This window comes from Streptomyces oryzae (assembly GCF_017676365.1).
Lineage (GTDB): Bacteria > Actinomycetota > Actinomycetes > Streptomycetales > Streptomycetaceae > Streptomyces > Streptomyces oryzae.
On sequence record NZ_JADKMA010000060.1, the window covers coordinates 24,664 to 36,043 of the forward strand.

Annotated in this window: 9 protein-coding genes and 1 tRNA gene; 7 read left to right on the forward strand and 3 right to left on the reverse strand. The window is 69.1% G+C overall.

Annotated elements, in window-relative coordinates:
- Position 1: 1 nt before the first annotated feature.
- Entirely contained in the window at positions 2-658 is a 657-nt protein-coding gene (locus tag ITI46_RS14085) for an FMN-dependent NADH-azoreductase (protein ID WP_209239875.1), read from the forward strand.
- 123 nt (positions 659-781) lie between these two features.
- Here the strand turns inward: ITI46_RS14085 and ITI46_RS14090 are convergent.
- Positions 782-865: transfer RNA gene (locus ITI46_RS14090), tRNA-Leu, on the reverse strand.
- A gap of 471 nt (positions 866-1,336) precedes the next feature.
- Here ITI46_RS14090 and ITI46_RS14095 point away from each other — a divergent pair.
- The 6 genes from ITI46_RS14095 to pknB all read left to right on the forward strand — a co-directional run bounded on the left by ITI46_RS14095 (position 1,337) and on the right by pknB (position 9,489).
- Complete coding sequence (locus ITI46_RS14095; protein WP_209239876.1) at positions 1,337-2,173, forward strand: FHA domain-containing protein; 837 nt, start codon at positions 1,337-1,339, stop codon at positions 2,171-2,173.
- 10 nt (positions 2,174-2,183) lie between these two features.
- Positions 2,184-2,693, forward strand: a complete 510-nt coding sequence (locus tag ITI46_RS14100) for an FHA domain-containing protein FhaB/FipA (RefSeq protein ID WP_209239877.1) — start codon at positions 2,184-2,186, stop codon at positions 2,691-2,693.
- A gap of 21 nt (positions 2,694-2,714) precedes the next feature.
- On the forward strand, positions 2,715-4,391 hold the full coding sequence (locus ITI46_RS14105; RefSeq protein ID WP_209239878.1) for a Stp1/IreP family PP2C-type Ser/Thr phosphatase: 1,677 nt from the start codon (positions 2,715-2,717) through the stop codon (positions 4,389-4,391).
- A 16-nt stretch (positions 4,392-4,407) separates the two neighbouring features.
- Positions 4,408-5,847: an FtsW/RodA/SpoVE family cell cycle protein gene (locus ITI46_RS14110; protein ID WP_209239879.1), complete on the forward strand. Its 1,440-nt coding sequence runs from the start codon at positions 4,408-4,410 to the stop codon at positions 5,845-5,847.
- Positions 5,844-7,331, forward strand: a complete 1,488-nt coding sequence (locus tag ITI46_RS14115) for a peptidoglycan D,D-transpeptidase FtsI family protein (RefSeq protein WP_209239880.1) — start codon at positions 5,844-5,846, stop codon at positions 7,329-7,331. The genes ITI46_RS14110 and ITI46_RS14115 overlap by 4 nt, the downstream gene beginning before the upstream one ends.
- A 202-nt stretch (positions 7,332-7,533) precedes the next feature.
- Positions 7,534-9,489: a Stk1 family PASTA domain-containing Ser/Thr kinase gene (gene pknB, locus ITI46_RS14120; RefSeq protein ID WP_209239881.1), complete on the forward strand. Its 1,956-nt coding sequence runs from the start codon at positions 7,534-7,536 to the stop codon at positions 9,487-9,489.
- A gap of 67 nt (positions 9,490-9,556) precedes the next feature.
- Here the strand turns inward: pknB and ITI46_RS14125 are convergent, their stop codons facing one another.
- Both ITI46_RS14125 and ITI46_RS14130 read right to left on the reverse strand, forming a co-directional pair.
- The gene (locus ITI46_RS14125) at positions 9,557-10,300 is read right to left on the reverse strand and encodes a class E sortase (protein WP_247745963.1); all 744 of its coding nucleotides are present in this window, start codon (positions 10,298-10,300) and stop codon (positions 9,557-9,559) included.
- A gap of 41 nt (positions 10,301-10,341) precedes the next feature.
- The coding region (locus tag ITI46_RS14130; protein WP_247745964.1) for a class E sortase at positions 10,342-11,380 on the reverse strand (1,039 nt) is incomplete at its 5' end.

Sequence of the window (11,380 nt, forward strand, 5' to 3'; positions counted from 1 at the left end):
GATGGCCACCCTCCTGCACATCGACACCTCCGTGAACCCGGACGGCGTCTCCGTCTCCCGCTCCGTCACCGCCTCCTTCCGCGAGGCATGGGAGGCCCAGCACCCGGACGGAAAGGTGATCTACCGCGACCTGAACGCCGACCCGATCCCGCACCTGCAGAGCCTGGCCGCAGCCGCGGGTTTCATACCTCCGCAGAACCACACCGCCGAGCAGGCCGCGGCCTTCGCGCTCCGCGACCGGCTGGCCACCGAGTTCGAGCAGGCGGACGCGGTGCTGATCGGCGCCCCGATGTACAACTACACGATCCCCTCGACCCTCAAGGCGTGGCTGGACCACGTGATCATCATGGGCCGCACCACGGGTTCGGAGAACCGGACGGCAGCCGGCAAGCCCGCCACGGTCGTCGCCAGCCGCGGCGGCGGCTACGGCCCCGGCACCCCGCGCGAGAGCTTCGAGTTCGTACTGCCCTACCTGGAGAAGGTGCTGGGCGCCGAGGGCTTCGGGCTGGACGTCGAGTTCATCGTGCCGGAGCTCACGCTGGCCGAGACGACGCCCGGCATGGAACAGCTCATCGAGATGGCCAGGGAGTCCCGCGCCAAGGCGCACGAGGCCGCCCAGTCCCGCGGCAAGAGCCTGGCAGCCCAGCTCGCCGCCTGAGGCCCGCCCGGCCGCCGGACACGAAGAGCCACGGCCCGTACACGCGAAGCCCGTATCACACGAAGAGAAGCCCGCAGATACGAAGAAGGCTCCCACCGGAACCCGGTGGGAGCCTTCTCTCCGTGCGCGAGGGGGGAGTTGAACCCCCACGTCCTTTCGGACACTGGAACCTGAATCCAGCGCGTCTGCCTATTCCGCCACCCGCGCATTGGGTGTTGCCGTCTCGCCCGGTGCGGGCGCCTGCCGACATCCAGAAGATTAGCACGCTGCCCGGGGTGGACTCACATCCGTATTCCGCCCCTGCTCCGCCCCCGCTGCGCAGACCTCTGAGCCGGCCTGTGTGCAGACACTCGGTGCGGGACCCAGCGCGGGCGCTCTACTATCCATGCGAGGGTGTACGGCGGTACGGCGACTGTGGGCGGGGGCGCGCGCGGACCACTGTGAGGGGCAACACTTGAGCACCGGGCCCCGGAGGGGAACCAGTCGATTTCCTCGCGCGTGGATACGATCAGTAAGCAGTACCGCAGAAGCGTCGTGCCCGAATCCAGGACACTGGGAAGCGGGGACGGTGCGAGGCACCGCGCACGGAACAGGCACGCGAGCAGGCACCAGGCACGAAAAAGGCACTAGGCACCAAGCAGGCACTAGGTCGGAGAGCATCTGGGAAGGAGGTGCGTCGTGGGAGTACTGAAGCGGTTCGAGCAGCGACTCGAGGGTCTCGTGAACGGCACCTTCGCGAAGGTGTTCAAGTCCGAGGTGCAACCCGTGGAGATCGCGGGCGCCCTCCAGCGGGAGTGCGACAACAACGCGACGATCTGGAATCGCGAGCGCACGGTTGTCCCCAACGACTTCGTCGTCGAACTCAGCCCGCCGGACCACGAGCGGCTCAGCCCGTACTCGGGCCAGCTCGGCGACGAACTCGCGGGCATGGTGCGGGACTACGCCAAGCAGCAGCGCTACACGTTCATGGGCGCGATCAAGGTCCATCTGGAGAAGGCCGACGACCTCGACACCGGCCTCTACCGCGTACGCAGCCGCACCCTCGCCTCCAGCACCTCCCAGCCCCAGCAGCACGGCGGACCGGCAGCCGCCGGGTACGGCGCCGGCGGAGGCGCCGGCGGAGGCGGAGGCGCCGGATACCCGCCGCGGCCCGCCTCGGCGCCGCCCGCTCCCACGGCCCCGCCCTCCTACGCGCCGGGCCCGGCGGGCCCCGCCGGCCCGCTGCCGGGTGCCGAGACGCGGCGCTGGGTCGAGATCAACGGCAACCGCCACCAGATCTCCGGCCCGACCCTGGTGCTGGGCCGCAGCACGGAGGCCGACGTGCGGATCGACGACCCCGGGGTCTCGCGCCGCCACTGCGAGATCCGCGCGGGAAATCCCTCCTCGATCCAGGATCTGGGCTCCACAAACGGAATCGTGGTGGACGGACAGCACACCACGCGCGCTACGCTCCGCGACGGCTCACGCATCGTCGTGGGCAGCACCACGATCATTTACCGGCAAGCCGAAGGGTGAAGCGGGGGCAATGTCAGAGCTGACCCTCACGGTCATGCGGTTGGGGTTTCTCGCCGTACTGTGGCTGTTCGTCATCGTGTCCATCCAGGTCATCAGGAGTGACCTGTTCGGCACCAGGGTGACGCAGCGCACCGCCCGGCGCGCCGAAGCGCAGCGCCCCCCGCAGCAGCGGCCCCAGCCCCAGCAGCCCCCGCAGGGCGGCGGCAGGCGCGGCCGGGGCAGGAACGCCCCCACCAAACTCGTCGTGACCGAGGGGTCGCTCACCGGCACCACCGTGGCCCTCCAGGGGCAGACCATCACCCTGGGCCGCGCGCATGACTCAACGATCGTGCTGGACGACGACTACGCGTCCAGCCGGCATGCCAGGATCTACCCGGACCGTGACGGAAAGTGGATCGTCGAGGATCTCGGGTCGACCAACGGCACCTATCTCGATCGGACCCGGCTCACCACACCGACGCCGATCCCGCTCGAAGCGCCGATCCGTATCGGCAAGACGGTCATCGAGCTGCGGAAGTAGTACCGACATGACGACCGGAGGGTGGGCACCGTGCGGATGTACCCGGAGCCGACGGGCGAGGTGCGCATGAGCCTGTCACTGCGCTTTGCCGCCGGATCACACGACGGCATGATCCGCGAGCACAACGAGGACTCCGGCTACGCCGGTCCACGGCTGCTCGCGGTCGCCGACGGGATGGGCGGCCAGGCCGCCGGGGAGGTCGCCTCGTCCGAGGTGATCTCCGCCATGGTCCAGCTCGACGAGGACATTCCCGGCTCGGACATCCTCACCTCCCTCGGTACGACCGTGCAGCGCGCCAACGACCAGCTGCGCGTCATGGTCGAGGAGGACCCGCAGCTGGAGGGCATGGGCACCACGCTGACCGCGCTGCTGTGGACGGGCCAGCGGCTCGGCCTGGTACACGTCGGCGACTCCCGCGCCTATCTGCTGCGGGACTGCCGGCTCACCCAGATCACCCAGGACCACACCTGGGTGCAGCGGCTGGTGGACGAGGGCCGCATCACCGAGGAAGAGGCCACCACGCACCCGCAGCGCTCGCTGCTGATGCGGGCGTTGGGCAGCGGCGACCATGTGGAGCCGGATCTGTCGATCCGCGAGGTGCGCGCCGGTGACCGCTATCTGCTGTGCTCGGACGGGCTCTCGGCGGTCGTCTCGCATCAGACCATCGAGGAGACGCTGGCCGGTTACCACGGCCCGCAGGACACCGTGCAGGAGCTGATCCAGCTCGCGCTGCGCGGCGGCGGCCCCGACAACATCACCTGCATCGTGGCCGATGTGCTCGATGTGGACGCCCTCGGGCCCGAGGACACCCTGCACGGGCAGCTGAACGACACCCCCGTCATCGTCGGCGCGGTCGCCGAGAGCCAGCAGCCGCTGGGCGGCGACGGCGCGGCCCGCAGCACCCCGGCGGCGCGCGCCGCCGAGTTGGGGCGCGGCGGCGGGGTGCCGCCGCAGGGCGGGCCCGGGACTCCCGAGGGGTTCGGGCCGCCGAACGCCGATCCCGCGGGGCCCACCGGTGCTTTCGGCCCCTACACCGACGCGGACTTCGCCAAGCCCGGCAAGGGCAAGGGCCGGTGGCTCAAGCGCTCGCTGTGGATCGCGCTGGCGCTGGCCGTGGCCGGCGGCGGGCTGTACGGCGGCTACCGCTGGACGCAGACGCAGTACTACGTCGGCTCCAACGAGGACCACGTCGCGCTCTACCGGGGCATCAACCAGGAGCTGGCGGGCGTCAAGCTGCACAAGGTCGACCAGGACCACCCCGAGATCGAACTCAAGTACCTGCCCGACCTCCACCGCAAGGAGCTGCGCGAGACGATCGCGATGGGCAGCCGCAGCGAGGCCCGCGCCAAGCTGGACGAACTGGGCGAACAGGCGAAGGTCTGCAAGATCGTCGCCGAGGAGAAGAAGAAGCCCAAGGACTCCGGCAAGGACGGGAGCAAGGACTCCGAGAAGCAGCGCAAGGACGAGCAGAACACGCCCGGTGACACGGCCACCAACGGCGGCACGGGCACCGGCGGTACGGACACGGGCACCGCGGGCGCCGGCGAGGGCACCGCCGGCGTGGGCACGGCCAACCACGCCGCCTTCACCTCCGGCTCCACCAACGACACCACTGACGGCGCCTCCAGCACTCCGTCGCCGAGCCCCGAGCTCTCGGAGAAGCAGCAGGAGCTGGCCAAGCAGTGCACCGGGCCGTAGGGGGCGGCACAAGGCAATGAGCAACCTCACCACCACCACGGGCAGCAATACGACCGTGTCCTCCGGCGGACTGCCGAGCCGCCGCAACACCGAGCTCGCGATGCTCGTCTTCGCGGTGCTCATCCCCGTTTTCGCGTACGCCAACGTGGGACTCGCGATCAACGACCAGCTGCCCTCGGGCATGCTCGGCTACGGCTGCGGAATGGTGCTGCTGGCGGGGGTCGGTCACCTGGTGGTGCGGCGGTACGCGCCGTATGCCGACCCGCTGCTGCTGCCGCTGGCCACCCTGCTCAACGGGCTCGGACTGGTGATCATCTGGCGGCTGGACCAGTCGGAGCGGCTGCAGCAGCGCGCCAAGGACGCCTTCGGCGCCTTCAGCCCCGACGCCCCCAAGCAGCTGCTCTACTCGGCGATCGGGCTGGCGCTGTTCGTGGCGATCCTGATGGTGCTCAAGGACCACCGGGTGCTGCAGCGCTACACCTACATCTCCATGGCCCTCGGCCTGGTGCTGCTGGTCCTCCCGATGTTCTTCCCGGCCCGCAACGGTGCCAGGATCTGGGTGAACCTGGGCTTCATCAACCTCCAGCCGGGCGAGTTCGTGAAGATCATCCTCGCGGTCTTCTTCGCGGGCTATCTGATGGTGAAACGCGATGCGCTGGCCCTGGCCTCCCGCCGCTTCATGGGGCTGTATCTGCCCCGCGGCCGGGACCTGGGGCCGATCCTGGTGATCTGGGCGCTGAGCCTGATGATCCTGGTCTTCGAGACGGACCTGGGCACCTCGCTGCTCTTCTTCGGCCTCTTCGTGATCATGCTGTACGTCGCCACCGAGCGCACGAGCTGGATCGTCTTCGGTCTGCTCCTGTCGGCGGGCGGCGCCGCGGCTGTGGCCACGTTCGAGCCGCACGTGCAGCAGCGCGTCGAGGCATGGCTCGACCCGATGTCCACCTACCTCAAGGCCAGGCAGGGCATCCCCGGCAATTCGGAACAGGCCATGGAGGCCCTGTGGGCGTTCGGCTCCGGGGGGGTGCTCGGCAGCGGCTGGGGCCAGGGCAACTCGGACCTGATCGGGTTCGCGGCCAACTCCGACTTCATCCTCGCCACGGTCGGTGAAGAGCTCGGTCTGACCGGCATGATGGCGGTTCTGATCGTCTACGGACTGGTCGTCGAGCGCGGGGTCCGCATCTCCCTCGCCGCGCGCGACCCGTTCGGCAAGCTGCTGGCGGTCGGTCTCTCGGGCGCCTTCGGGCTCCAGGTCTTCGTCGTCGCCGGCGGTGTGATGGGCCTGATCCCGCTGACCGGTATGACGATGCCGTTCCTGGCCTCCGGCGGCTCCTCGGTGCTCGCCAACTGGGCGCTGCTCGGCATCCTGATCAGGATCAGCGACACCGCCCGCCGCCCGGCGCCCGCACCCGCTCCCTCACCCGACGCCGAGATGACCCAGGTGGTCCGACCGTGAACAAGCCCCTGCGCCGAATCGCGATCTTCTGCGGACTGCTGGTCCTGGCCCTGCTCGTACGGACCAACTGGCTGCAGTTCGTCCAGGCCGACGAGCTCAAGACCGACCCGAAGAACAGACGCGTCGACATCGCGCGCTACGCCCAGCCGCGCGGCAACATCATCGTCGACGGCAAGGCGGTCACCGGCTCGACGGTCGTCAACGGCACCGACTTCAAGTACAAGCGCACCTACAAGGACGGCAAGCTGTGGTCCCCGGTCACCGGCTACGCCTCCCAGGCGGTCGGCGCCAACCAGCTGGAGAACCTCTACGACCCATTCCTGACCGGCGACGACGACCGGCTGTTCTTCAACCGCACCATCGACATGATCACCGGCAAGCCGCAGAAGGGCGGCAACGTCGTCACCACGCTCAACGCCAAGGCGCAGAAGGCCGCCTACGACGGACTCGGTGACAAGAAGGGCGCGGTCGCCGCGATCAACCCGAAGACCGGTGCCATCCTCGCGCTGGCCAACAAGCCCTCCTACGACCCCTCCAGCTTCGCCGGCGTCAACAGCAAGGACAGCGAGACGTTCGCGAAGCTGGACAAGGACGAGGACCAGCCGATGCTCAACCGGGCGCTGCGCCAGACGTATCCGCCCGGCTCCACGTTCAAGGTCGTCACCGCAGCCGCGGGCCTGGAGAGCGGCAAGTACGACGGCGTCGACTCCAAGACGGACTCGGAAGTTCCGTACCGGCTGCCGCAGACCACCAAGGACCTGGGCAACGAGGGCAACAACCCGGCGTGCAAGAACGCCTCCATCCGCGTCGCGCTCCAGTGGTCCTGCAACACCGTCTTCGCCAAGATGAGCGACAAGCTCGGCAACGACGAGATGATCAAGGCGGCCGAGAAGTTCGGCTTCAAGAAGGACGTCAAGGGCGGCGGTCTCGACCCGGACCTGGACACGCCGGTGCGCGCGGCCAAGAGCATCTACCCCGAGGACAACCGGCCGCAGAACGCCATGGCGGGCATCGGCCAGGCGTCCAACCGCGCCACTCCGCTCCAGATGGCCATGGTCGCCGCCGCGATCGCCAACGACGGCAAGCTGATGAAGCCCTACATGGTGGACCAGCTGGTGGCGCCGAACCTGAACGTGGTCGAACAGACCAAGCCCAAGGAGCTGAGCCAGCCGGTATCGCCGGAGAACGCGGCGAAGCTTCAGTCGGCGATGGAGACGGTCGTCGAGAAGGGCACCGGAACGTCGGGCAAGATCCCCGGCGTCACGGTGGGTGGCAAGACAGGTACCGCACAGCACGGCGAGAACAACAAGGACAACCCCTACGCCTGGTTCATCTCGTATGCGAAGACGAGTGACGGATCTCCCGTCGCCGTCGCTGTCGTGGTGGAGAGTTCCGACACACTCCGCAGCGACATCGCCGGCGGCAAGCTGGCAGCCCCCATCGCCAAGAGCGTCATGGAGGCCGTCCTCGACGGGAAGCAGTAACGCGCACGCCGGCGGGGTCGGGTGAGCCCGGTCACGCATCGGGTGAGGCCGGTCACCACGGCGACGCCAGGCGCTCATCCTGGGACGGGTACCGTATGCCGAGCAGCACACCGCCGTATCGCAAGCCTGGGGGTCCCACCCGGCAAGAGGCTGGGGGAGTTCCACGCGCCGCGGCACGGAAGACCGGAGAGGGCTGGAGACTATGGAAGAGCCGCGTCGCCTAGGCGGCCGGTACGAGCTGGGCTCGGTGCTCGGCCGCGGAGGCATGGCCGAGGTATACCTCGCCCAGGACACCCGGCTGGGCCGTACGGTCGCGGTCAAGACGCTCCGCGTCGACCTCGCCCGCGATCCGTCGTTCCAGGCCCGCTTCCGCCGGGAAGCCCAGTCGGCCGCCTCGCTCAACCACCCGGCGATCGTCGCGGTCTACGACACGGGCGAGGACTACGTCGACGGGGTCTCCATCCCGTACATCGTCATGGAGTACGTGGACGGCTCGACGCTGCGTGAGCTGCTGCACTCCGGGCGCAAGCTGCTGCCCGAGCGGGCGATGGAGATGTGCGTCGGCATCCTCCAGGCGCTGGAGTACAGCCACCGCAACGGCATCGTCCACCGCGACATCAAGCCCGCCAACGTCATGCTGACGCGCACCGGCCAGGTCAAGGTCATGGACTTCGGCATCGCGCGCGCGATGGGCGACTCCGGCATGACGATGACGCAGACCGCCGCCGTGATCGGAACGGCGCAGTACCTCTCGCCGGAGCAGGCCAAGGGCGAGACGGTCGACTCGCGCTCCGACCTGTACTCCACCGGCTGCCTGCTGTACGAGCTGCTGACCGTCCGGCCGCCGTTCGTCGGCGACTCCCCGGTCGCGGTCGCCTATCAGCACGTACGGGAGGAGCCGCAGCCGCCCAGCGCCTTCGACCCCGAGATCTCGCCCGCCATGGACGCGATCGTGATGAAGGCGCTCGTCAAGGACCCGGACTACCGCTACCAGAGCGCCGATGAGATGCGCGCCGACATCGAGGCGTGCCTGGACGGCCAGCCGGTCGCCGCCACCGCGATGGGCCCCGGCGGCTACCCGGAGGACCAGCCCACCACGGCACTGCGCGCCCAGGAGCCGCAGACGTCCATGCTGCCGCCGATGCGCGCGGAGGACGGCGGCTACTACGACAATCAGCGCAGCCGCCGCAAGGGCAGGAACCCGCTGTCCACGATCCTGCTGGCGCTCGCGGTGATCCTGGTACTGGTCGGCGCGATCTTCATCGGCAAGGCGCTGCTCGACTCGCCCAACAACAACGTGGATGTGCCCAACGTCGCAGGGCTGTCCGCCTCCGAGGCCGAGGAGCAGATCAGCAACTCCAGGCTGAAGGCCGCCAAGGGCGACAGCATCTTCTGCGACGAGAAGAAGGGCACCGTCTGCAAGACGGACCCGGGGGTCGGCGAGAGCGTCGAGCCCAACAGCACCGTCAACCTGATCATGTCCAAGGGCCCGCGTGACAAGGCGCCCCGCAGCGTCCCTGACGTCACCGGCGATGTCTTCGCCGACGCCAAGCAGAAGCTGCAGGAGGCGGGCTTCAAGGTCGGCAAGAAGCAGCAGGAGTCGGAGGACCAGCAGGCCGGTACGGTCCTCGACCAGGACCCCGCCGCCGGTGAGAAGGCGAAGAAGGGCGACAAGGTCACGGTGACCGTGGCCACCGAGTCCAGGCCCACCGTGCCCAACGTCGTCGACAAGCCCTTCGACCAGGCCAAGACGCAGCTCGAAGCGCTCGGTTTCAAGGTCTCGAAGACCGAACAGGACGACGAGACCAAGGCCGCGGGCACCGTGCTGAAGCAGAACCCGGGCCCCGGCAAGGCGGCGGAGGGCACCACCGTCACGCTGACCGTCGCCAAGGCGCCCGCCGACGAGCCCGCCACCGTGCCGGACGTCACCAACCAGAAGCTCAAGGACGCCAAGAAGGCCCTCCAGGACGCCGGCTTCACCGTCGGCAACATCCAGGGCCCGCAGGACGGCAAGGCGATCGTTCTGACCACCACCCCGGGCCCCAACTCCCAGGGCAAGAAGGGCGACAAGGTCGACATCATGACCCGCCCGGGCGGCCCGGACGAGGGTGACGGAGGCGGCGACGGCGGCGGCATCTTCGGCGGCATCGGCCACTGAGAGGGCTTCAACGGTGAGACGCTCCGCCCTCGAGACCCCAGCGGGGTCCCAGGGGCGGAGCGCTCGGTCAGCGCAGCTCGGCGGGGGGCGTACGGTCCTTGTCGACGTCCTCGGTGCGGACCAGCTCGCCCCAGACGATGTAGCGGTAGCGCGAGGTGTAGACCGGCGTGCACGTCGTGAGGGTGATGTAGCGGCCCCGCTCCTTCTTGCCCGAGCCCTTCGGGACCGGGTCCAGGACGTCCACGTTGTACTTCGACGTCTGCGGCAGGGTCTTGAAGACCTTGTACACGTACCAGGTGTTCTTGGTCTCGAAGACGACCGGGTCGCCCTTGTCGATCTTGTCGATGTTGTGGAACTTGGCGCCGTGCCCGTCGCGGTGCGCGGCGAGCGCGAAATTGCCCGACTGGTCCTGCGGGAGGCCGGACTTGACGGGGTCGGTGTAGTAGCCCGCGATGCCCTGGTTCAGTTCCTTGGGGTCGGTGCCCTTCTTGACCAGGATGTCGCGCGACGACATCGACGGCACGTGCAGGAAGCCGATGCCGTCCCGGGTGTCGAGGTCTCCGGGCCCGCGGTCTGCGGCCCAGTGCTCGCGGACCCGGTTGCTCTCCTTCTTGGCCTGCCGGTCGGCGAGGACGTTCGTCCACCAGAGCGAGTAGACGACGAACAGCGCGAGCACCAGCCCGGCGGTGATGAGGAGTTCACCGAAGACACCGACGACGGTGGCTATCCGCCCGCGCGCCGGCGTCCGCGCCGTCTCCTCAGCAGAAGCGTCCCGTTTGCCCTCGCCCACCTGTTGCCGCCTCCGCCGCATTCTCGCTGGTCCCCACCCCGGTCCCGCTCGTCGTCGGGGTGTCAGTCGACGAGCGCGTCCGGCTTGCCCTTGCTGCGCGGACGTTCGTCCACCATGATGCCCCAGACGATCAGACGGTACTTCGAGGTGAACTCCGGCGTGCAGGTGGTCAGCGTGATGTAGCGACCGGGCTTCGTGTAGCCGGACTTCGGCGGGACCGGGTCGATCACCCCCGTATCGGACGGGGAGGTGGACGGAAGCTGCCGCGTCACCTTGTACGTGTAGTACTTGGACTGCGTCTCCACGACGACGACGTCCCCGTACTGCAGCTTGTTGATGTAGCGGAACGGTTCGCCGTGGGTGTTGCGGTGGCCGGCGAGCGCGAAGTTGCCCTTCTTGTCCCAGGGCATGCCCGTCTTCAGCGGCTTCTCGTCGTAGTGGCCGACCATGCCCTTGTCGAGCACCTTGGTCTTGGAGACGCCCTGCGCGATCGGCGCCGTGATGTCGATCTTCGGGATGTGGATGATCGCGAAGCCCTCGCCCGGCTTGAAGGCACCGGCCTTGTTCTCCGGACCCTTGCCGCTGCCCGGCTTGTTCTTCCACTGCTGGTGCAGCTTGTCGGTGGCGCCGCCCGCCTGCTGGTCGGCGAGGACGTTGGTCCACCACAGCTGGTAGGCGACGAAGAGCAGCATCAGCACGCCGACCGTGATGAAGACCTCACCGATCGCGCGGCTGGCGATGATGCCGGGCCCGGGCCGCAGCGCACGGGCCGCCCTGCGCGCCTCCAGCCGCGAGGGGCCGGGCGGGCGTTCGGTGTGTGCCCGGTGCCGGGGCTGCTGGGCGACGGCCTCCGGCGCCAACTCCTCGGGGCTCGGCCGCCGCAGGCCCACCGTGCTGCGGTCCTGCGCCTGTGACTGCGCCGCCACGCCGGGAGGGGCGGGCTGGGGCGCGGGGGCGGGCGCGGGCGCGGGCGCGAGCGCGAGCGCGAAGAGCACGGTGATGCGGGCGAGTTGGAGGTCGCGTTCCCCGGCCGCCAGATCGTCGACGAGCCCGCCAAGCAGTCGCGGCCCCACCATCGAGGCGATGACCGCGACGCTGTTC

Bases quoted from the DNA above. Each gene is read 5' to 3' on its own strand.
- ITI46_RS14085 (WP_209239875.1), top strand. From the start codon at position 2: ATGGCCACCCTCCTGCACATCGACACCTCCGTGAACCCGGACGGCGTC.
- ITI46_RS14100 (WP_209239877.1), top strand. From the start codon at position 2,184: ATGTCAGAGCTGACCCTCACGGTCATGCGGTTGGGGTTTCTCGCCGTA.
- ITI46_RS14110 (WP_209239879.1), top strand. From the start codon at position 4,408: ATGAGCAACCTCACCACCACCACGGGCAGCAATACGACCGTGTCCTCC.
- pknB (WP_209239881.1), top strand. From the start codon at position 7,534: ATGGAAGAGCCGCGTCGCCTAGGCGGCCGGTACGAGCTGGGCTCGGTG.
- ITI46_RS14125 (WP_247745963.1), bottom strand. From the start codon at position 10,300: ATGCGGCGGAGGCGGCAACAGGTGGGCGAGGGCAAACGGGACGCTTCT.